Source organism: Bacillus sp. PAMC26543, from assembly GCF_014250375.1.
Taxonomy (GTDB): domain Bacteria; phylum Bacillota; class Bacilli; order Bacillales; family Bacillaceae; genus Bacillus; species Bacillus halotolerans.
The window spans coordinates 2,471,947-2,493,513 of sequence record NZ_CP060193.1; the positions used below are offsets into that span (position 1 = coordinate 2,471,947).

A 21,567-nucleotide genomic window follows, 5' to 3' on the forward strand; every position below is an offset into this window, starting at 1 on the left:
GATCACCTCTGGCGAATTTCAATTACTGTTCCGTCTTTTATGACGATGGTGTTTGCTGCTGTTTTCTCATGCCAGTCATCTCCGACTTCAATGGTCAGCAGCGCATCGATTTCCTTTTCTTTCATTTCACTGCCAAGCGGTAATGTATGTACTTGGGTAATTTGAAAATCGATCATTTTCATATTATCTTTTCGTTTTTCTATCGCCTTTTTAAATTGTTCAATTACATCTGGGTTCTGCTGTTCTTTTTCATGTTTTCTAAGCTGAAAATAGAGCTGGCTGCATTCTCGTTCAAGCATTTGCTTCTTTTCTGTGAAAGTAGATAAAAGCTTTTCTTTGCTGCGCTCGGTTAAGACTTGCATAACGGCTACACGGTGAATAATTTGCATCGCACCAAGCTCCCTGCTTTTAAAACTTTTTCAAGACCAGACTTTTCTATCTTGTCTTATCTTCTATCAGTTTACCCGTTTTTTGCGTGTAAAAAAAGGGGAGGTGCCGGCCCTCTCCCTTTTAGTCAAATATTTCAAATTGAACTTTCTTAGAAGACTGTGCGCCAGCTGCAAATACAGCTGTTCGAATCGCTTTTGCAGTCCGGCCTTGCTTCCCGATAACTTTACCGGTATCTGACTTATGAACAGATAAGCGCAGCGCAATCTTTTGATCGGTTTCTTCTCTTATGACCCGAATGTCATCTGGATGATCAACAAGCGGCGTCACAATCGTGACAATCAAATCTTCCAAGTGTTGATCAGTCATTACTTGCCTTGTTTAGCGTTGTGGAATTTTTCCATGATTCCTTGGCTAGAGAACAAGTTGCGAACTGTATCAGATGGTTTCGCTCCAGTTTGAAGCCATTTAAGAGCAAGCTCTTCATCGATTTTTACTTCCGCTGGTTTTGCAACCGGGTTGTAAGTGCCGACTGTTTCGATGAAACGGCCGTCACGCGGTGAACGAGAATCTGCTACAACAATACGATAGAAAGGAGATTTTTTTGCTCCCATACGTTTTAAACGAATTTTTACTGCCATTTTACTAGCACCTCCGAAAATATTTCAACAAGATAGTATATTAACAATGATAAAAGTGTTTGTAAAGTGTTTTTTCTTAACAACGGTTTTATCATGTATAACCGATTACATAAAAGGTAACTTAAATCCTTTTTTCTTTCCTTTTGACATGTTTGTCATCTGCTTCATCATTTTTTTCATTTCGTCAAACTGCTTAAGCAGACGGTTGACTTCCTGTACGGACGTCCCGCTTCCTTTCGCAATCCGCTTGCGCCGGCTGGCATTAATGATATCCGGCTGTTCTTTTTCAAGAACAGTCATCGATTTAATGATCGCTTCCACATGATTCAGCTGCTTTTCATCAACTTGAATATTTTTCAAGCCTTTCATCTTACCTGCACCCGGCATCATTTGCAGAAGCTCATCCAGAGGCCCCATGTTTCTGACCTGTCCGAGCTGCTCCAGAAAATCATCCAATGTGAAGCTCATTGTTCTCATTTTTTGTTCCAGCTCTTTGGCCTTGTCTTCATCGACGGTTGCCTGAGCTTTTTCAATCAATGTTAACACGTCACCCATGCCGAGAATCCTTGATGCCATGCGTTCAGGATGGAATGCTTCTAATGCATCAAGTTTTTCGCCTAAACCGGCGAATTTAATCGGCGTGTTTGTCACCGCACGAATGGAAAGTGCAGCACCCCCGCGCGTGTCTCCATCAAGCTTCGTTAACACAACACCGGTTAAACCGAGCTGTTCGTTAAAGCTTTTGGCTACATTCACGGCATCCTGCCCGGTCATTGAATCGACAACCAGAAAGATTTCTTCCGGATTCGCGATTTCTTTCACTTGGGTCAGTTCATCCATAAGCTCATGGTCGATATGCAAACGGCCTGCTGTATCCAAAATGACATAATCATAGTGTTCTTCCTTGGCTTTTTCGATAGCCTGCTTGGCTATTTCTACAGGGCTGACCTGATCACCAAGGGAAAAAACAGGCATGTCGAGCTGCTTGCCTAGCGTTTCCAGCTGCTTGATTGCAGCAGGACGGTAAATATCGGCAGCAACCAGCATCGGTTTGCGATTATGCTTTTTGCGCAGCAGATTTGCAAGCTTACCGCTCGTTGTCGTTTTACCGGCACCCTGGAGACCAACCATCATAATAACAGTCGGCGGCCGCTTCGCGACGGCAATTTTGCTTTCTTCGCCGCCCATCAGCTCTGTCAGTTCCTCTTTAACGACTTTAATGACCTGCTGGCCGGGCGTCAGGCTTTTCATGACGTCTTGGCCTACAGCCCGTTCACTTACTTTTTTCACAAAATCCTTTACTACTTTAAAGTTAACGTCAGCCTCAAGCAGCGCAAGACGAACTTCACGCATCATTTCTTTTACATCTTGTTCGCTGACTTTCCCTTTTCCGCGGATTTTAGAAATCGTCTGCTGCAGTCGGTCGGCTAATCCTTCAAATGCCATAGTTTGCCGCCTCCTAATCTAATTTCTCAAGCGCTTCAATCAGAGCTGTAATTTCTTCCTCTTCTTTAGTACCGGAAGCAAGCTCCTTCAGCTTATTAAACATCTCTTTACGCTCCTGAAACTTTTTCAAAAGGAGCAGCTTTTCTTCATATTGTTCAAGCATCGCTTCTGTTCGTTTGATGTTATCATAAACAGCTTGTCTTGAAACCTCATACTCTTCGGCTATTTCGCCAAGGGAGAAATCGTCCAAATAATAAAGCGACATATAGCTCTTCTGTTTAGACGTCAACAACGACTGATAAAAATCAAACAGATAATTCATTCTCGTTGTCTTTTCGAGCGACATATGAGCTCTCCCCTTTGTTAAGTCAAATCCCTTTACGATAACTTAGTTTACATGGTTTTAATGTGAGTGTCAAGTTTTTATCTTGTCAAAGCAATGATCACTTTTTTCCAATATTAACTAAACATCTTCTAATTTATTCCGATATTGTATATGAACCCCACTTTAAAGGAGGATTCTCATGAAAAAAATCGGTTTGTTGGTTATGTTATGCTTGGCTGCCGTGTTACCATTTATTTTTCCCGCCCAGCAAGCAGCTGCGGCCGGAGCCCCTTATAGGGCCTCCATCTCAAATATTAGCACGGACGGAGGCGTGTACGGCAAAATCAATTACGGACAGGGCCAATTTTGGCGAGTCAAGTACAATATTACGATAAGCGGTACATTGCTCGACGAAAATGGAGCGCCAGTGCCAAACACACCAGTCAGCTTCGAAGCAGATACAAAAGTCGGGAATACAACACAGACAGCTGCGGGAACAACTGATGAAAACGGAAAGTTTAACGTTCCAATGTATTTAGGACCTGCTGCTGGATACTACACGTATTACACATCTGTTTCCGTTCATTACTATGACATTATTCCATTCAGGGTTTATTCAGGTGATGCGAGATTGCTATCCACTGATAACAGCCTTTATCATTTCGCCTATCAAGTGAGACGATAACAAAACAGCCCCCCAATGCTTTTGGGGGCTGTCTGTCTTTTTAATCCTCCGCTTTTTCCACTAAATCTGAAAAGAGCCCGTATACGTAAGATTCAGCGTCAAACTCCTGAAGATCATCAACTTTTTCTCCTAAGCCGACTAATTTAACCGGAATATGAAGCTCGTTGCGAATCGCAAGGACAATGCCGCCTTTTGCAGTGCCGTCAAGCTTTGTTAAAGCAATTCCTGTAACGTTTGTTGCTTTAGAGAACTCCTTCGCCTGTGCCATTGCGTTTTGTCCAGTCGTGGCATCAAGGGCGAGCAGCACCTCATGAGGCGCTTCGGGCACTTCTCTTTCGATAACGCGCTTCACCTTTTCGAGCTCCTTCATCAGGTTTACCTTATTTTGAAGACGCCCTGCCGTATCACAAATCAATACATCTGCTTCTCTCGCTTTGGCAGCGTGAACAGCATCATAGATGACAGCCGCAGGATCGCTGCCGGCCGCCTGCTTAATGACAGGCACACCCGTACGTTCTCCCCATACTTCAAGCTGTTCAATCGCTCCTGCTCTGAAAGTGTCTCCGGCAGCGAGTACAACAGACTTTCCTTCTTGCTTTAGTTTATGAGCAAGCTTTCCGATCGTTGTCGTTTTGCCGACTCCATTTACGCCGACCAGGAGAATGACATTTAAACGCCCTTCCTGAATGTTCAGCTCAGAAATTTGTTCGTCTCCGCTGTTATAAATCTCCACCAGCTTTTCAGAAATAACAGACTGCACTTCCTGCGGATCTTGAATATTTCTGCGCTTCACTTCTTTCTTGAGCTCGTCTATCAGCTCCATAACCGTTGTAAAACCGACATCAGCACTGATCAGAACCTCTTCAAGCTCTTCGAAGAAGTCCTCATCAATTTTACGGTAACGGGACACGAGATCATTCACTTTGTTTTGAAAGGAGTTTCTCGTCTTTTCAAGGCCGTCCTTAAACTTTTCAGATACGGAATCTGTCTGCTTTGTGATTTTCTCTTTTAATTTTTTAAAAAAACTCATCTTATAACCTCTTTCCTCGTTACTGAACGAATTCTTTTGTCTCTTCCAGCTTCACTGAGATGACCTTAGAAACACCTGATTCCGGCATTGTCACGCCGTAAAGCACATCGGCTTCCTCCATAGTGCCTTTTCTGTGGGTAATCACAATAAACTGGGTATCGGCACTGTATTTTTTCAAATACTGCGCAAACCGGAACACATTTGCTTCGTCAAGCGCGGCTTCTACCTCGTCTAGAACACAAAACGGCACAGGGCGCACCTTTAAAATTGAGAATAAGAGCGCAATAGCAGTAAGCGCACGCTCTCCGCCAGACAAAAGGTTTAAGTTTTGCAGTTTTTTTCCCGGCGGCTGCGCGATAATTTCTACCCCGGAATGCAGCAGATCATTCGGATCGGTAAGCCTTAATTCCGCTCGTCCTCCTCCGAATAAGGAGCGGAAGACTTGATCAAAGTGTGAGCGGATTTGGACGAATGTGTCGTTAAAGCGTTTCGTCATCTCTTCGTCCATTTCCTCAATCACTTGGAACAGGGTATTTTTTGCTTCTGTTAAATCTTCTTTTTGCTCTGACAAGAATTGATAGCGTTCGTTAACCCTCTCAAACTCATCTATGCTTCCGAGGTTTACCGTCCCAAGCTCTTCTATTGCGAGTTTAATCAGCTTCACGCGCTTTCGTGCTTCCTCAGGATCTGTTTCAAGCTGGTATTTCTCTTTAGCTCCCTCAAAGGACAAGCTGTATTCTTCCCGCAAGTATTGCAGCAAATTATCAAGCTCGACTTCCATTCGGCCTAGTTTTACTTCTTCGTCTTTTAAGAGCGTTGTTTTTTGTTTATACAGGCGCTTCATTTCTTTCAGCTCGCGCTCATACGTATCAAGCCCCTGCTGAAGTTTGATCCTCTGGTCACGCCTTAACGCAATCAATTCAATTGTTTTTGTTTTGTCATTCAATTTATGTTTCGCGGCCTCTTCCAGTTTTTCTTCGCCGCTTGTGCTTGATGACATTTCTGACGTTAAGAAGCTTAGGTCCTCTTTCGTCTCTTTTAAAGCAAGCTCTGTTTCTTGGAGCTCTTTCTTTAATCTAGCGAGGTTGTCCTCTTCGCTCTTACATGCTTGCTCTTTTTTCGCTGCTGCGATCTTCAGCTCAGTCAGCTCATTGGAGAGAGACTCTTTTGTAGAGGACTGTGTCTGTTTTTGTTTTGTCAGTCTATCAATATTCTCTTCAAGCTGTTTCATCTTTTCGGATACGGAAGAAAGCTTTTCTTCCAGCTCGCGTTTGCGCGCTTTCTTCTCTTGATCGCTTTCTGACAGAGCTGATTTTTCTTGATCATAGAGCTCTAAGTGAGTATTGATATTCTTCTCAGCGACTTGAAGCTCATACAGCTGGCCTTTCACATCCTGCTGCTTTACTCTTAAGCCTTCCCCGGCCTCTCTTAATTCAGCCAGTTTTTTCTCCATCTCCTGAATGGATTGCTTAAGGGTTTTGACCTCTTGTTCAAGCTGCACTGTTTTTTCTTCCATCTCAGCGAGCCGCTGGGTGACATCCTCTAGTTCCCGGCTTCTTCCTAGCAGGGAGTTGTTTTTCTTTTTAACGGCGCCCCCCGTCATTGAACCTCCAGGATTCACGACATCGCCCTCGAGAGTAACAATACGGTAACGGTGTCCAAGCAGCTTCGCAAGCTCATTTGCACCTTTTAAATGCTCTGTAATCAGAACGGTGCCAAGCAGGTTTTGAATGATACGGCGATACGCCGGATCAAATGTGACAAGATCACTGGCAACCCCGAGAAATGACGGGTGCTGCTCCGCAGTTGCCGCGTCTCTGCTTTGAAGCTGACGGTCTTTGATGACAGAAAGCGGCAGAAATGTCGCCCGGCCGAACGAATTTTGTTTCAAATATTGAATCGCTTTACGTGCGGACTGTTCATCATCGGTCACGACATGCTGTGCTGAAGCTCCGAGTGCGATTTCAATGGCCGTTTCATACTTTTGTTCTGTTGAAATCAGCTCAAGGACTGCCCCGCGAATACCGCCAAGCCGCTCTTTCGCTTTCAGCACCTCTTTAACACCTTGATAAAAGCCGGAGAAATCTCCCTGCATCGTCTCAAGCATGTCTTTTTTCGATCTCGCCTGCTGGACGTATTGGTATGCTTGGTAAAGAGCAGATTCATTTTTCTCATATTGACGCTTTTTCTGCTCGTATTTGACCTGCATTTCACGATACGCGCCGACTTGGCTGTGAATCTCCTGCTCTATGCGCGCAAACTCGGTTTCACATGCAGCTTTTTGGGCGGAAATATCGCGCCGTTCCTGCAGATGCTTTTCATTATTATCAGCTAGCCTCTGCTGGGTAACGGCTGATTGGGACATCTGGTCATCAAGCAGCTGGAGCTCATTGCGAATCGACGCCTGGCTGTTTAACAGCTCAAAGTAATCGCTTTTCAGCTGTTCAATTTTCTCTTCGACATTTTCATTATGAAGACTGAGAGCCTGCTGCTTTTCCTTCACCTGTGCTTTTAAATCTTTCACTTCTGTCTGAAGCGTTTCGAAAACAGCTTCCTGCTTCGCAAGATCTTCTTTCAGCACAGCTTCTTTTTGCTGAAACTGTACGATGGCTTCTTCAAGCTGCTCTCGGTTTTGCACAGCGTTTTTTTTTGCGTTCTTTCAGTACTTCTTTGCGCCCTTCCAGCTTTTCAAGCTCCTCACTTGTCACAAGCAAGACTTGCTGGAGCTCGTCCACTGATTCATCGAGCGCTTGAATTTTATCCCGCGCATCTTCAATTTTCGCTTCTTTTGCTGAAATAGCAGACGATTCAGCAAGCTCTTCTTCCTTAGCGGCTTGCACTTTCTCCTGAAGGCTTGACCATTTGGCGTGCAGCTCTTCAATATCGTAAGCGGTCAGCGCAATTTCAACGTGCTCAAGCTCTTTCTTTTTCTCCAGGTAGTCTTTCGCGATTGAGGCCTGTATTTTAAGAGGTTCAACCTGGCCTTCCAGCTCATGTAATATATCTTCTACCCGGTTTAAATTATCCTGGGTTTCAAACAGCTTGTTTTCTGCTTTTTTCTTTCTCGTTTTGTACTTGAGCACCCCTGCTGCTTCTTCAAAGATACTGCGGCGATCCTCCGCTTTGCTGCTCAGGATTTCTTCCACTTTCCCTTGGCTGATAATCGAAAATGCTTCTTTTCCAAGTCCTGAGTCCATAAATAAATCAATAATATCTTTTAAGCGGCACGGCTGATTGTTAATTAAAAATTCACTCTCGCCAGATCTGTACACACGTCTTGTGACACTGACCTCATGGAAGTCAATCGGCAAAAAATGATCGTCATTATCAAGCGTAAGTGTAACTTCGGCAAGATTTAACCGTTTTCTCGAATCACTGCCGGCAAAAATAATATCTTCCATTTTCCCGCCGCGAAGGGAACGTGCTGATTGTTCTCCAAGAACCCAGCGAATAGCGTCTGTGATATTGCTTTTTCCGCTTCCGTTCGGGCCGACAACCGCAGTGACGCCTTTTACAAAATCAACGGAAATCCGTTCTGCAAATGATTTAAATCCTATAACGTCTAAACGTTTGAGGAACATAGCGATCCTCCTTATGTAATAAGTATTTCAATTTTATCATAAACATGGATGAAATAAGACGGCAAACATACTGAAATCCCCCTTATAACTTAGGGGGATTTTATTGTTTCGTATGGTGTTTTTGCAATTTAGCTAGAGCTTCCTGAGCAGCGTGCTGTTCGGCTTCTTTCTTTGAACGGCCGTTTCCGACTCCGAGTGGTTCACCTTTTAGAGATACGATGGCTTCGAATTCACGGTTATGGGCAGGTCCTTTTTCGTTGGATATTTTATACTCCAGCGAGCCCTTGCCGTCCCGCTGCACGTATTCCTGCAGCTGGCTTTTAAAATCCATCACATGAGAAAAAGCACCATCGTTTATTTTAGGGAACACATAGACTTTTAAGAAACTTTCGACCGGCTCTAATCCCTGGTCAAGATACAAGGCTCCGATAAATGCTTCGAAGACATCCGCCAAAAGTGCAGGGCGTTTTCTGCCGCCCGTCATTTCCTCGCCTTTCCCTAATAGGACAAGATCGCCGAATGACAGTTCGTGAGCCAATGAAACGAGAGACGGTTCGCATACAATCGCGGCTCTCAATTTCGTCAAATCTCCTTCACTCATAGCCGGATACTTGGCAAATAAGAATCTGGAGATCGTCAGTTCCAAAACAGCGTCACCTAAAAATTCAAGCCTTTCATTATCTTCATACGGCTTTTTCCGATGCTCATTCACATAAGATGAATGTGTAAATGCTTGATACAAAAGCTTTTCATTTTGAAAGTGAACCGAGATCCGTTCTTGAAACTCTTTAAATTGTTCTATTTTTTTATAGAACTTTTTCTTATCTTTATAATGTGAGTGTTTTGACATAGTAACCTCCATAGGCACATCAGGTTCACCGCGCTTCTCTGACTAAACCGGATACAGCGCGCGTAAAAGCGGCATGCTGTAATAACTGCACGAATAAAGGGCTAAAGCCCCGCGTTTCGGCGGGACTTTTAGCATCAGCTTATTGCTGGTTTTGTATGTAGTTCACAGCGTCGCCGACTGTTGCAATCTTTTCAGCATCTTCGTCAGAAATTTCCATATCAAACTCGTCTTCAAGTTCCATAACAAGCTCAACTACATCCAGGGAATCAGCACCTAAGTCTTCCTTGAAAGAAGCTTCAAGTTTGACGTCTGCTTCATCAACGCCAAGGCGATCTACGATGATTTTCGTTACACGCTCTAATGTATCTGCCATAGCAATTCACCTCCCCTCAAGTATTATAGTGGATTCGTTTTTAAAAAACTAGAGTAACTATGATGAAATTTTCGAGAAAAAACTTACATTACCATTCCGCCGTCAATATGAAGCGTCTGGCCTGTCATGTAACGCGCTCCCTCTGAAGCAAGAAACGTGACGACGCTGCTGACATCGCCGGGATCGCCAAAGCGAGCGAGCGGAATTTGTTTCAGCATTTCATCTTGAACGTCTTTAGCAAGTTTATCTGTCATATCAGTTGAGATAAATCCAGGCGCAATCGCATTAACTGTGATGTTGCGGCTTGCGAGCTCTTTAGCTGAAGATTTTGTTAAGCCGATCACACCTGCTTTTGCAGCCACGTAGTTGGCTTGTCCAGGATTTCCGCTGACGCCGACGATAGACGATACGTTAATAATCCGGCCTGATCGCTGCTTCATCATTTGTCTTGTCACAGCTTTCGTGCAGTTGAAAACACCCTTCAGGTTAATGTTAATAACATCATCCCACTCATCTTCTTTCATCCTCATGATGAGATTGTCTTTTGTAATTCCGGCGTTGTTCACTAGAATGTCAATCGTAGAGAAAACAGAAATCGCTTCTTTTATCATGTTTTGTACATCTTCAGGATTTGATACATCGGCTTTGACAGCAATCGCTTTTCTGCCCATTGATTTGATTTCATCTACGACTTCATTTGCTTTCGCTTCGCTGCCTGAGTAGTTAACGACAACGTTTGCACCGTTTTTGGCCAAGTCAAGGGCGATTGAACGGCCGATTCCGCGGGATGCGCCAGTGACAACAGCTGTTTTTTCATTAAGCATTCTCATTCTCCTCCTTAAGCGTTTGAATTGCCAGTTCAATCGTTTCCGGGTCTGATACGGCAATGGTTTTTAAGCGTCTGTTTACTTTTTTCACAAGGCCTGAAAGCACTTTGCCGGGACCGATTTCAATAAACGTCGTAACACCCTCTGCGATCAGCTTGTTAACAGTTTCCTCAAAACGAACCGGGGAGTACAGCTGCTCAATGAGTTTCTCTTTAATGTCTGCCTTATCTGTCATCACATCTGCAGAAACATTTGAGATCACCGGCACGTCTGCGTCTTTCAGTTCACAGGAGTCCAAGACTTCCTTCAGCTTATCAGCAGCAGGCTTCATCAGTTCAGAATGGAACGGACCGCTTACGTCAAGCGGAATCGCACGTTTAGCGCCGTTCTCTTTTGCCTGTTCAGATGCAAGCTCTACTCCTTTTGCCGTTCCGGAAATAACGATTTGTCCGGGACAGTTGAGGTTGGCAAGCTGCACAAGGTGGCCATCCTCAGTGACTTTATCGGTTACTTGTTTCAATGCGTCGGCATCCATGCCGAGAATGGCAGCCATCGCTCCTTCTCCGGCCGGCACCGCTTCGTTCATGAACTCACCGCGTTTTCTGACAGTATAAACAGCGTCTTTAAAGCTCATTGCGCCAGCCGCCACCAGTGCAGAATATTCTCCAAGGCTGTGTCCGGCTGTGAAATCAGGTGTAATGCCTGATTCTTTAAATTTTTCAAGCACAGCCATGCTAGTCGTCAGCAAAGCAGGCTGCGCATTGTATGTAAGGGTTAATTCTTTGGCATCACCTTCAAAAATCAGTGAGCTGAGCTTTGTTTCCAATGTTTCGTCCGCTTCATCGAACAGACGTTTTGCAGCTGGAACCTGATCATAAAGCTCTTTCCCCATGCCGATAAATTGAGATCCCTGACCAGGGAATAAAAATGCAATCTTACTCATGATGTAAAAACCTCCAGACTATTCATCTGTTTTTTCTTCTTTTACTTCTTCCTGAATGAGCGCAGCCATGTTTTGGCTGACCATCTCTCTGGCTTGGCGGATCGCATGGTAAACCGCACGGGCATCAGAAGAGCCGTGTGCCTTGATTACCGGCGCTTTCAAACCGAAAAGACTTGCTCCGCCGTATTCGGAATAATCCATTTTCATTTTCATTTCCTTCATCTTCGGCTTCAGCACAGCGGCCGCAAGCTTAGACGTAAAGTTTGACGTGAGCGCTTCTTTCATCATTTTAAAAATGGACATCGCAGAGCCTTCAAGCGTTTTGAGTGTAACATTCCCGGTAAATCCGTCCGTTACTACGACATCTGCTACATCGTCTAAAAGGTCCCGTGCTTCCACGTTTCCAATAAAGTTGATGTTTGCCTCTTTTAATAATTGGAACGTCTGCTTCGTCAATTCGTTTCCTTTTTTATCTTCTGTTCCGACATTCAAAAGTCCGACTCTCGGTGAAGTCACGCCTCGGACTTGCTGGGAATAAACAGAACCCATAATGGCGTATTGAACGAGATGCTCAGGCTTGGCATCTACATTGGCGCCGACATCAAGGAGCAGAAATCCGCCGCCTGATACAGTCGGCAGTGTCGGTGCAAGCGCAGGGCGGTCAATTCCTTTAATTCTTCCCACAATAAACAGGCCGGCTGTCATTAGCGCGCCGGTATTTCCTGCTGAAATGCAGGCGTCAGCTCTGCCTTCTGCAACTTCCTGCGCCATCAGGACCATAGAGGAGTTCTTTTTTCTCCGCACGGCGCGGACCGGTTCGTCCGTAGGCTCAATCACTTCATCTGCGTGCAGCACCGTGATGCGGTCTGATGATGTTGTTAAATACGATTCTATTGTTGTCTTGTCACCGACAAGTGTAATATGAAGATCATCAAATGACTCTATACCCTTCATAACTCCGTCAATAACAGCTTTGGGAGCGTGGTCTCCTCCCATTGCATCTACAGCTATTCTCATGCATGCTCCACCTTTATGAATGTTTTGAACGGTACATGTCAAAATGTCCAGAAAAAACAATTTCCTCTGCAACATAGCTGTTCACTTCGACAACCGTTCTTCCTTTATCTTTCTCAACCGCCGTCACTTTCGCTTTCGCAACGACGCGCTCACCCTGCTTTACCTGCCTGGTAAAGCGGATGTCTGCACTTGCAGTCAGCGCCAATTCGTCATCTATAATTGCAACGGCCAAAGAATTCGCCTGAGCAAATAAATGGTGTCCTCTCGCAATTTGATTCCGGCTGAATACATGCTCCTGTTTTATTTCTAAAATAGAAATCGCCTGATCATCCAGCTCAAGGTCAATAATTTCTCCGATGACTTCGTCTAGTGACAGGGACTTCACTTCATCTTCAAGCGTTTTCTCTGCCACGTTCTTAATTCTTTCTCTTAGCTCCGGTATGGAAAGCTCCAAGCGGTCCAAACGAATCGTCTGAATGCTAACTCCGAATTTTCCCGCTAATTCTTCATCTGTAATAAATGGGGTTGCTTTGATCGTCTGCTGAAGTAATTCCTGGCGTTCTTTCTTATTTCTTCTCATATCTAAACACCATCCGGCAAATTAAGACTAGGTACTAATAGTAGTATATAATTTCATAGATTGGAATGCAATGATTGTTTCTGGCTAAACACCAAAAACTTCTTACCTCAGCTCAATTTTTCCCCGTCCATGACTCCGCTTTTCAGCAAATGCTCTCTTAGCGCCCCATATTCAGGATCGTTCCAGAACGCTTCCGAAGCCACCAGATTTGCAGCGTCCTGCCTTGCCGTTTCAAGCGCTCTGTAATCATGAACCATGTCCGCCACCTTAAAATCAGGCATTCCGCTTTGTTTTTTTCCAAAGAAATCTCCCGGGCCTCTCAGTTCCAAATCCTTTTCAGACAGTTCAAAGCCGTCATTGGTTTCCGACATGATTCTCATCCGTTCTTTTCCTGTTTCTGATTTCGGATCAGCCATAAGAATGCAGTAAGATTGGTGCTCGCCGCGGCCTACACGGCCGCGCAGCTGGTGAAGCTGGGACAAACCAAAGCGATCGGCGTCGTAAATGACCATAATCGTTGCATTCGGGACATTCACTCCGACTTCAACAACAGTGGTTGATACGAGAATTTGACACGTATTCGCGCTGAATTCCCTCATCACCTGATCTTTTTCATCGGAATGCAGTTTTCCGTGCATAAGGCCGACGTTCCATTTTCCACGGAAAACCTCAGAAAGCATATTGTATACATCTATAGCGTTTTGCACATCAAGCTTGTCTGATTCTTCGATCAGCGGACAGATAATATATGCCTGTCTGCCCTGCTTTAATTCTTTTTCGACGAATGCCAGAATGCGGTCCAGCATGTCATGTTTCACCCAATAGGTCTCGATTTGTTTCCGCCCCGCCGGCATCTCATCAATGACGGAGACATCCATTTCACCGAAAACAGTAATCGCCAGGGTTCTCGGAATCGGAGTGGCTGTCATAAAGAGAACATCGGGATCCTGCCCTTTGTTCCGAAGCTTCTTCCGCTGTTCAACTCCAAATCGGTGCTGCTCATCCGTGATGACAAGACTTAGCGCTTTAAACTCGACCTCATCCTGGATTAAAGCATGGGTTCCTACAAGAATATCAATCTCTCCCGCACCAAGCCGCTCAAGCAATTCCCTTCGGCGCTTCCCTTTTACAGAGCTTGTCAGAAGGGCGACATTGACATCCCACTTTTCAAACAGTGAAACAAGGGAATCAGCATGTTGTTCAGCAAGAATTTCTGTCGGAACCATAAGCGCTCCCTGATATCCGGATAAAATGGCCGCATAAAGCGCGATGGCAGCGACTGCCGTTTTTCCTGATCCGACGTCTCCTTGAAGAAGACGGTTCATTCTGTATGGGGAAGACATGTCTGCTGTTATTTCGCGAAGCACGCGGGACTGGGCGTTGGTGAGAGGAAACGGGAGGCTTTTGACAAATGTCATGAGTTCTTCGTTTGAAAAACGCTGCCGTATCCCTTGCGACTGCTCTCTTTCCGCCTTTCGGAACGCCTGCATTTTCAACTGAAATAATAAAAATTCTTCGTAAACGAATCGGCGTCTGGCCAGCTTTAATGCTTCTCTTGTTTCTGGCTGGTGCATCGCTTTTAACGCTTGATGATAGTCCGGCAGCTTATAGCGAATTTTAAGATTTTCCGGGAGAGGATCAGGTATTGAGTCCGCATATTGTGTCAGCCCGTGCTGAATAAAACGTCTCATCATTTTGACGGTGACATTTTCTTTCACGGAATAAACTGGTTCAATGCTTTTATCCTCTTGATGCGGCCCATTTTTTAATTCCTGAACAGAAATGGTCTGACGGTGCTTGTCCCATTTACCGGAAATCGTCACAACAGAGCCCAGCGAAAGCTTTTTCTTTAAATAAGGACGGTTAAAACAAATGGCAGTGATTAAATAATGGCCGACAAGAAGGCGAAATGTCAGCCTGTTTCGTTTTTTTCCGTAATAGGTAAGAGAAGGCTCTGAATGAACCTTCCCTTCAACTGTGACTCTTTCATCATGCTGTACTTCTTCTAAATCCCTCAGCTCGTAGTCATCATAGCGATAAGGGAAATAATTCAGAAGATCAGAAATGTCATAAATACCGAGTTCATTTAATGTTTTTTCTGTTTCCGGCCCAATGCCCTTAATGTTGGCTATACTAGTTTGCTGATGTTGTTTCACTTGAACCCAGCGCTCCTCCGAATATTTTTTTCTCTAATTCTCTTCCCGTCGGTGTGGCCGCTAAACCGCCCTGGCCTGTTTCTCTAAGGGCAGTGGGCATCGTTTGGCCGATTTTATACATCGCATCGATGACCTCGTCACATGGAATCCGGCTTGTAATGCCTGCTAATGCCATATCAGCAGCAATCATCGCGTTTGATGCGCCCATTGCATTCCGCTTCACACAAGGCACTTCAACAAGGCCCGCAACAGGATCACACACAAGGCCGAGCATATTTTTTAATGTAATGGCCATGGCCTCCGCACTTTGCTCAGGTGTTCCGCCTGCCATTTCAACAATTGCCGCAGCTGCCATGCCCGAGGCAGATCCTACCTCTGCCTGACACCCGCCGGCCGCACCGGAAATACTTGCATTATTTGCTACGACAAAGCCGAAAGCTCCGGCCGTAAATAAAAAGCGGATCATTTGTTCTCTTGTGGGGTTCAGTTTTTCTTTCACGGCAAATAACGTACCCGGCACTACACCCGCAGATCCGGCTGTCGGTGTCGCACAGATTGTTCCCATGGCGGCATTCACTTCATTTGTTGCCACAGCTTTCGATACCGCGTCTAAAATCAGCGCTCCCGACAGGCTTTTTCCAGATCGAATGTAGGCCTGTAATTTAACGGCATCCCCGCCTGTTAAGCCCGTTTGACTCGTAACCCCTTCAAGCCCTTTCTGAACCGCCGCTTCCATAACAGTCAGATTGTGATCCATCTGCTGAAAAATTTCTTCTTTTGTTTTTTCTGTTACTTCCATCTCTTGAGCGATCATAATGTCAGAAATGGACATTTGCTTTTCTATCGTTATCTCAATTAATTCTTTTACATTACGAAACATAACTGGCTCCTCCTGACCCTTCGCTAGTCAGCAATCTTTGTCACTTGAATAATGTTCGGCAGCTTCGACAGCTCATCGAGAACATCATCGTCAATATTTTGATCCACTTCTATTGTCATCAGCGCAAGCTGACCAATATCCTTGCGGGCGACTTCCATATGGCCGACGTTGATTGAGAATTTCGCAAGGACATTGGCAACTCCTGCAATGGTGCCAAACTTGTCATTATGGACAACTAGAATGGCAGGGTGGTTTCCAGACAGACGGAGCTCAAAGCCGTTTAATTCTGTGATTTCAATTTTTCCTCCGCCTATCGAAATTCCCGTCAGTTCAAGTTCTCCCTTTTCATCAGAAATGCTGATTCGAGCTGTGTTCGGGTGAACCGGAACAGCGTCTTCGACTCGAAACTCTATATCAATTCCTTTATCTTCTGCAATTTGTATAGCAGTTTTAATCCGTTCGTCAAATGTATCAAAATCAAGCAGACCGCCGATGATTGCCACATCTGTGCCGTGACCCTTATATGTTTCAGCAAAAGAGCCGTAAAAGGACACAACGATGCGCTCAGGCTCTCTGCCAAATAAACTTCTGGCCACTCTCCCGATTCTCGCCGCTCCTGCTGTATGCGAACTGGACGGACCGATCATAACCGGGCCGATAATATCAAAAACGCTTCTGTATTTCATGCTATTCCTCCTTATGAATCAGAGCTTATAAGCGGCTTTGCTTCTAGACTAATTGATCGGATATAAAATGGCAAGCGGGCGCGTTACAGCGCTGCCGCACTTAAAAGCAGACATAAGAATAGAAGGGCAATTTGCCCTTCTATTCTGCAGAAACTATATACGAATACAGCGGCTGTTTTCCGTTGTGGATTTCAACCTCAATCTCTTCGTACTTGTCGTTGAGAAACGCTTCAAGCTCTTCAGCTTCTTCTTGAGACGCATCTTCTCCATAAAGAATGGTGACAATTTCGTCCTCTTCTCCGATCATTTCTGACAAGAGCATTTTTGCAGCACCCAGCTGATCTTCAGCACTGCCGATAATCGTTCCATTCAGAATTCCCATAAAGTCGCCTTTTTTTATGTCTTGCCCGTCAATATGAGTATCCCTGACTGAGTATGTCACCTGTCCGCTTTTTACTTGCTGAATGGCACTTAGCATATTGGCTTCATTTGCTTCAGGCTCTTGATCCGGATTAAATGCCAGCAGCGCTGACATCCCTTGCGGAACCGTTTTGGCAGGAATGACAAAAACCTTATCGCCTATCACACTTGCGGCTTGATTGGCAGCCATGATAATGTTGGAGTTATTCGGTAAGATAAACACAGTGTCTGCATTTACAGATCTTACAGCATCGACAATATCCTCAGTGCTTGGATTCATCGTCTGGCCGCCTTCAATCACAACGGAAGCGCCAATGCTTTTGAATAAATCAGAAATGCCTTCTCCCATCGCAACAGTCACAATGCCGTACGGCTGCTTTGCCGCTTTCTCGCTGTGAGCAGGCTCGCTGCCCTGGCTGATGATGGAAGTGTGCTGCTCTCTCATGTTTTCAATTTTGATTTTTATTAATTCACCGTAATTTTGAGCGTAGTTTAACACGTTTCCCGGCTCTTCAGCATGAATATGAACCTTCGCCAGAGACTCGTCTGCAATAACCAAAAGAGAATCACCAAATTGGCTGAGGTCATTTCTGAATGTGCCTTCATCAAATTCTCTTTTATTCTGATCGAGCCTTACCATCACTTCTGTACAGAAACCGAATTCAATATCATCTGTATTCATCATGCTCTGCGCACTCTTATGATGCTCTGCGCTGACCATGTCATCAAGTGACGGAAGAACGGTTTTCTCAGGAACGGTCTCTCCTTTTAATGAAGCGAGGAAACCTTCATACACACAAAGCAGGCCTTTGCCTCCGCTGTCAACGACTCCTACTTCCTTCAGGACAGGTAGCAATTCCGGTGTCCGATTTAAGGATGCCTCAGCTTCCTTTGTCACCGATGTCATCAGCGCAATGATATCGGTTTCTTTTTCCGCCAGGGCCACCGCTTGTTTCGCAGCATCTTTTGCAACTGTTAAGATGGTGCCCTCCACAGGCTTCATGACTGCTTTGTAAGCCATATCGACACCGGCTTGCAGCGCGGCGGCAAACTCTTTTGCATTAATTTCTTTTTTTGTTTCAATGCTTTTACTGAATCCTCGGAACAATTGGGACAGGATGACTCCAGAATTCCCTCTTGCCCCCATGAGCAATCCTTTAGATAACGCGGAGCCCACTTTACCGATATCAGTTGTCTCCAAATGCTCCACTTCTCTTGCCCCGGAAGTCATTGACAGGTTCATGTTTGTTCCCGTATCACCGTCCGGCACCGGAAACACGTTGAGCGCGTCAACCGCACTCGCGTTTTGCGACAGATTCTGTGCACCTGCAAGAATCATCTCGGCAAAGGTTCTGCCGTCTAATGTTCTGATAGACAATCCTACTCCTCCTAACTACGGGTTCGTCACTCGTACGCCTTGGACATAAATATTGACAGAGTCCACTGCAAGTCCGACTGTTTGATTTACTGTGTACTTTACTTTTGTTTGGACGTTATGTGCCACTTCAGAAATTTTTGTGCCGTAGCTGACAATGATATACATGTCAATATGTATCTGTTCTGCTTCTTGGCGAACTTGAACACCTCTGCTGAAATTCTCTTTCCGAAGGATTTCAGTCAGTCCGTCTTTAATTTGGTTTTTAGAGGCCATTCCAACGATGCCGTAACAGTCAATCGCAGCGCCGCCGGCAACCATTGCAATGACTTCATTCGATATATCAATCTGCCCGTATTTCGTTCTTAATTCAATGGACACACTAGTTCCTCCTTCGAATGCATAGAGTTACAGCTATTCTACTATATGAATTCCATTATGAAAAGAAAAGACGCGACAAACGCTGCACGTCTCTTTACATATACTATAGCGCCGCTGTTTGCGCAAGATGTCAAGTGAATTTTCTTGAAAGATGATGAAACAATAGTTGCAAACGTTTTTTAGCTGTGGTAAATTATTTAAAGTATCCATATCGAAAGCATCTAAGAACATATGAAAGTGAAAAAGTAGATGTTTTGTGCAAGTGAGGAGGGAAACAAATGGCACGTAAATGCGTTATCACAGGTAAAAAAACAACAGCTGGGAATAACCGTTCTCACGCAATGAACGCTTCTAAGCGCACTTGGGGCGCGAATCTTCAAAAGGTTCGTATCCTTGTGAACGGAAAACCTAAAAAAGTATATGTATCTGCTCGAGCTTTGAAATCCGGTAAAGTTGAGCGTGTATAACAAAATGAACGCCTGCCCTGATATGTGGCAGGCGTTTTTATGTGGTGAAAGGGGGCTTGAACCCCTGGGCTTTAATCTTTTCTAAATGAGCCCAGCATCGCCCGGACAATTCCTCCTAAAAACTTCGGCAATTTAATGGTGTAAAATTTCATTTTTGTCCCCTCCTATAAGTCCCGTAACCGCCTGTTCATCGCTTTAAGGTTCATTAATTTCAACAAATGAGTGAAAGCAGAAGCTAATCCGTGCTTCTTATCATTATTAATATGCCTTTCGCAAACGAAAAAGTACCTCGTGAATGAATGAGTTCGTTACTAATACATAGTGTTGAACCAAGCGTAATATGACACTTATTTAGCGGATATTTAAAACCGATGAGAGTCAGCTCATCCACTTCTTCTGTAAATGGGATGAAGGAGATATACCGTTTGTTTTGATCGATAAGAAGAGAATATTCGCCTGGAGAGAACATCTGAATATCATTCTGTTTGTCTATAAGCTTCATTTTCGAATTTGTTTTTACTCCCCTGTACAGCAGCTGAATATTTCCTAAAAAGTGATCTGCTCTGCCTCCCGTAATACCGAAGATCTGAATGACATCCGGCTGCTTTTCCAGGGCCCAATCAAGAGCGAGGTCTAAATCAGTTTGATCTTTTTCTGCCTGGTACACATGGAGAGCGGGCGCGGCTTTTTCGATTTGCCGGCGTTCCTGCTCCGTAATGCTGTCAAAATCTCCGAAAGCTTCATCAGGAATGATGCCGGCATCTAAAAGCGTGACTGTGCCCTTGTCAACCCCGACCCAGATCGTGTGATCAGCCGTATAACCAGTCAGGTCAGGGATCAAATCTTTTGGGCCTCCCGCAACGATATTGATTTTTCTCATCTCTTTTTCCTTTCTGCTTCTGGGTACAGGAAAAAGAGCTCGGGCTAAATGCGCCCGGCTCTTTCTCCTGCTGCTTATTTGCTTCCTCTTATCTCAGAAATAGCTTTTTCGCGATCAGTTTGGCCATAAACAGCAGAACCGGCAACAAGTAAATTTGCGCCCGCTTCGATGACTAGCGGGGCTGTTTCTTTGTTGACGCCGCCGTCTACTTCAATTAGCAGATCATGTTTCCCTTTTTCCTCTGCCATTCGTTTCACTTCTTTTATTTTCGGAAGAACAGAATGAATAAATTTCTGTCCGCCAAATCCAGGGTTCACCGTCATTAAGAGAACGAGATCAAGTTCTTCAAAAATATGCTCAATTACTTGAACAGGTGTATGCGGATTCAGGACAACGCCAGCTTTTACACCCTGCTCTTTCATAAGCTGGATTGTCCGGTGAAGGTGCGGACAGGCTTCGGCATGTACAGACAGGATATCTGCTCCAGCTTTTGCGAAAGCCGGGATATAACGATCCGGCTCTTCAATCATTAAATGTACATCCAGGGGCAGTTTCGTCACCGGACGAATTCCTTCTACAATCAGCGGCCCAATCGTAATATTCGGGACAAAATGGCCGTCCATGACATCAACATGAATGTAATCGGCTCCGCCTTTTTCTACATCTTGAATCTCTTTGCCTAAAGCGGCAAAATCAGCTGAAAGAATAGAAGGTGCAATCTTTACCATGATCTAATACCTCGGCTTTCTGTCTTTGATCTCTGTAATAAATTCAACATAATGGTCGTAGCGGTACTGCTTTAATTCCCCTTCTTCAACAGCTTGTTTGACTGCACATTTCGGCTCTTTCAAATGCAAACACCCTCTGAATTTGCATGATGCGCTTTTTTCTCTGATGTCAGGGAAAGTGTAGCCCAGCTCTCCTTCTTCTATGTCTGTAAACTCAAGAGAGCTGAAACCCGGCGTATCCGCAACCAGACCTCCGGACGTGTGAATGAGCTCCACATGGCGGGTTGTGTGCTTCCCGCGGCCTAAATGCTCGGAAATCTCGTTTGTTCTCAAACCCAGCTCGGGACTGATCGCGTTGAGAAGCGAGGATTTGCCAACCCCAGACTGACCGGCAAAGACCGTTGTTTTGCCGCGGAAATGCGGGATGATCTCCGTTAAACTGTCTTGGTCCTTTGAAGAGGTAAGATACACGTCATAGCCAATATTCCGGTAGTCTTCAGCATACGCTTGAATGAGCTTTTGTGTATGTTGATCTTCAATTAAATCCATTTTTGTAATACAAATAATCGGCTGGATGTCATTCGCTTCTACGAGAACCAAGAAACGGTCGAGCAATGCTGTGCTGAAAGATGGCTGCATCGCCGAGAAAACAAGCACCGCTTGATCAACGTTGCAGATCGGCGGCCTGATAAGTTCATTGGTTCTTTCTTTAATCTCTAGAAGATATCCTTCTTTATTATTTTCAGCTTGATAAACAACATAATCACCGACCAAAGGGGTGATTTTATTTTTTCTGAAAATGCCTCTTCCTCTGCATTGTATAACTTTTCCGTTATTTGAATCCTCTGATTCATCCAGTACGTAATAAAAGCCGCTAAGCGCTTTAATAATTTTGCCCTCAGGCATATT

At 44.7% G+C, this 21,567-nt stretch carries 23 protein-coding genes and 1 pseudogene; 2 read left to right on the forward strand and 22 right to left on the reverse strand.

Annotation, left to right across the window (positions count from 1 at the left end):
* Nucleotides 1-2 precede the first annotated feature (2 nt).
* From H7F27_RS12365 to H7F27_RS12385, 5 genes are all read right to left on the reverse strand, one after another.
* The gene (locus tag H7F27_RS12365; protein ID WP_024121382.1) at nt 3-389 is read right to left on the reverse strand and encodes a YlqD family protein; all 387 of its coding nucleotides are present in this window, start codon (nt 387-389) and stop codon (nt 3-5) included.
* A 121-nt stretch (nt 390-510) separates the two neighbouring features.
* Nucleotides 511-756 (reverse strand): KH domain-containing protein, encoded by a 246-nt coding sequence (locus tag H7F27_RS12370; RefSeq protein ID WP_024121381.1) that lies wholly within the window; start codon nt 754-756, stop codon nt 511-513.
* Nucleotides 756-1,028: a 30S ribosomal protein S16 gene (gene rpsP / locus H7F27_RS12375; protein ID WP_003220815.1), complete on the reverse strand. Its 273-nt coding sequence runs from the start codon at nt 1,026-1,028 to the stop codon at nt 756-758. Before rpsP ends, H7F27_RS12370 begins: the two co-directional genes overlap by 1 nt.
* Nucleotides 1,029-1,133: 105 nt before the next feature.
* Nucleotides 1,134-2,474 carry a signal recognition particle protein gene (gene ffh, locus H7F27_RS12380; protein WP_024121380.1) on the reverse strand — a complete coding sequence of 447 codons (1,341 nt, stop codon included), beginning with the start codon at nt 2,472-2,474 and terminating at the stop codon, nt 1,134-1,136.
* A gap of 13 nt (nt 2,475-2,487) precedes the next feature.
* Nucleotides 2,488-2,820 (reverse strand): putative DNA-binding protein, encoded by a 333-nt coding sequence (locus H7F27_RS12385; protein ID WP_024121379.1) that lies wholly within the window; start codon nt 2,818-2,820, stop codon nt 2,488-2,490.
* A 178-nt stretch (nt 2,821-2,998) separates the two neighbouring features.
* Between H7F27_RS12385 and H7F27_RS12390 the strand changes: the two genes are divergently transcribed.
* Complete coding sequence (locus tag H7F27_RS12390; protein WP_101861207.1) at nt 2,999-3,484, forward strand: Ig-like domain-containing protein; 486 nt, start codon at nt 2,999-3,001, stop codon at nt 3,482-3,484.
* A gap of 40 nt (nt 3,485-3,524) precedes the next feature.
* On the opposite strand, the gene ftsY is transcribed toward H7F27_RS12390, so the two are convergent.
* The 13 genes and pseudogenes from ftsY to H7F27_RS12455 all read right to left on the reverse strand — a co-directional run bounded on the left by ftsY (nt 3,525) and on the right by H7F27_RS12455 (nt 18,583).
* Nucleotides 3,525-4,514: a signal recognition particle-docking protein FtsY gene (gene ftsY, locus H7F27_RS12395; RefSeq protein WP_044155917.1), complete on the reverse strand. Its 990-nt coding sequence runs from the start codon at nt 4,512-4,514 to the stop codon at nt 3,525-3,527.
* A gap of 19 nt (nt 4,515-4,533) precedes the next feature.
* Nucleotides 4,534-8,095 (reverse strand): annotated as a pseudogene (smc, locus tag H7F27_RS12400) (chromosome segregation protein SMC).
* Between the two features lie 100 nt (nt 8,096-8,195).
* Complete coding sequence (rncS, locus tag H7F27_RS12405) at nt 8,196-8,945, reverse strand: ribonuclease III (RefSeq protein ID WP_010334220.1); 750 nt, start codon at nt 8,943-8,945, stop codon at nt 8,196-8,198.
* Nucleotides 8,946-9,084: 139 nt separating this feature from the next.
* On the reverse strand, nt 9,085-9,318 hold the full coding sequence (gene acpP, locus H7F27_RS12410; protein WP_003154310.1) for an acyl carrier protein: 234 nt from the start codon (nt 9,316-9,318) through the stop codon (nt 9,085-9,087).
* A gap of 83 nt (nt 9,319-9,401) precedes the next feature.
* Nucleotides 9,402-10,142 carry a 3-oxoacyl-[acyl-carrier-protein] reductase gene (fabG, locus tag H7F27_RS12415; protein WP_024121375.1) on the reverse strand — a complete coding sequence of 247 codons (741 nt, stop codon included), beginning with the start codon at nt 10,140-10,142 and terminating at the stop codon, nt 9,402-9,404.
* A complete protein-coding gene (fabD, locus tag H7F27_RS12420) occupies nt 10,135-11,088 on the reverse strand; it encodes an ACP S-malonyltransferase (RefSeq protein WP_095713824.1) in 954 nt (317 codons plus the stop codon). The genes fabG and fabD overlap by 8 nt, the downstream gene beginning before the upstream one ends.
* 18 nt (nt 11,089-11,106) lie before the next feature.
* Entirely contained in the window at nt 11,107-12,105 is a 999-nt protein-coding gene (gene plsX, locus H7F27_RS12425; protein ID WP_024121373.1) for a phosphate acyltransferase PlsX, read from the reverse strand.
* 13 nt (nt 12,106-12,118) lie between these two features.
* A complete protein-coding gene (gene fapR, locus H7F27_RS12430) occupies nt 12,119-12,685 on the reverse strand; it encodes a transcription factor FapR (RefSeq protein ID WP_095713823.1) in 567 nt (188 codons plus the stop codon).
* Nucleotides 12,686-12,792: 107 nt separating this feature from the next.
* Nucleotides 12,793-14,841 (reverse strand): ATP-dependent DNA helicase RecG, encoded by a 2,049-nt coding sequence (gene recG / locus H7F27_RS12435; RefSeq protein WP_024121371.1) that lies wholly within the window; start codon nt 14,839-14,841, stop codon nt 12,793-12,795.
* Nucleotides 14,819-15,721, reverse strand: a complete 903-nt coding sequence (gene sdaAA, locus H7F27_RS12440; protein ID WP_185847975.1) for an L-serine ammonia-lyase, iron-sulfur-dependent, subunit alpha — start codon at nt 15,719-15,721, stop codon at nt 14,819-14,821. Before sdaAA ends, recG begins: the two co-directional genes overlap by 23 nt.
* A 23-nt stretch (nt 15,722-15,744) precedes the next feature.
* Entirely contained in the window at nt 15,745-16,407 is a 663-nt protein-coding gene (sdaAB, locus tag H7F27_RS12445; RefSeq protein ID WP_024121369.1) for an L-serine ammonia-lyase, iron-sulfur-dependent subunit beta, read from the reverse strand.
* Nucleotides 16,408-16,546: 139 nt separating this feature from the next.
* Entirely contained in the window at nt 16,547-18,205 is a 1,659-nt protein-coding gene (locus tag H7F27_RS12450) for a DAK2 domain-containing protein (protein WP_103671402.1), read from the reverse strand.
* Between the two features lie 15 nt (nt 18,206-18,220).
* Complete coding sequence (locus H7F27_RS12455; RefSeq protein WP_024121367.1) at nt 18,221-18,583, reverse strand: Asp23/Gls24 family envelope stress response protein; 363 nt, start codon at nt 18,581-18,583, stop codon at nt 18,221-18,223.
* 278 nt (nt 18,584-18,861) lie between these two features.
* On the opposite strand from H7F27_RS12455, the gene rpmB reads away from it, so the two are divergent.
* The gene (gene rpmB / locus H7F27_RS12460; protein WP_003221548.1) at nt 18,862-19,050 is read left to right on the forward strand and encodes a 50S ribosomal protein L28; all 189 of its coding nucleotides are present in this window, start codon (nt 18,862-18,864) and stop codon (nt 19,048-19,050) included.
* Nucleotides 19,051-19,121: 71 nt separating this feature from the next.
* Here rpmB and spoVM read toward each other — a convergent pair whose 3' ends face one another.
* The 4 genes from spoVM to rsgA form a co-directional block, all read right to left on the reverse strand.
* A complete protein-coding gene (spoVM, locus tag H7F27_RS12465) occupies nt 19,122-19,202 on the reverse strand; it encodes a stage V sporulation protein SpoVM (protein WP_003221545.1) in 81 nt (26 codons plus the stop codon).
* Nucleotides 19,203-19,285: 83 nt separating this feature from the next.
* On the reverse strand, nt 19,286-19,930 hold the full coding sequence (locus H7F27_RS12470) for a thiamine diphosphokinase (protein WP_101861203.1): 645 nt from the start codon (nt 19,928-19,930) through the stop codon (nt 19,286-19,288).
* 74 nt (nt 19,931-20,004) lie between these two features.
* Entirely contained in the window at nt 20,005-20,658 is a 654-nt protein-coding gene (gene rpe, locus H7F27_RS12475) for a ribulose-phosphate 3-epimerase (protein ID WP_185847976.1), read from the reverse strand.
* A gap of 3 nt (nt 20,659-20,661) precedes the next feature.
* Nucleotides 20,662-21,564, reverse strand: coding sequence for a ribosome small subunit-dependent GTPase A (gene rsgA / locus H7F27_RS12480; protein ID WP_024121364.1), 903 nt, complete (start codon nt 21,562-21,564; stop codon nt 20,662-20,664).
* Nucleotides 21,565-21,567: the final 3 nt, after the last annotated feature.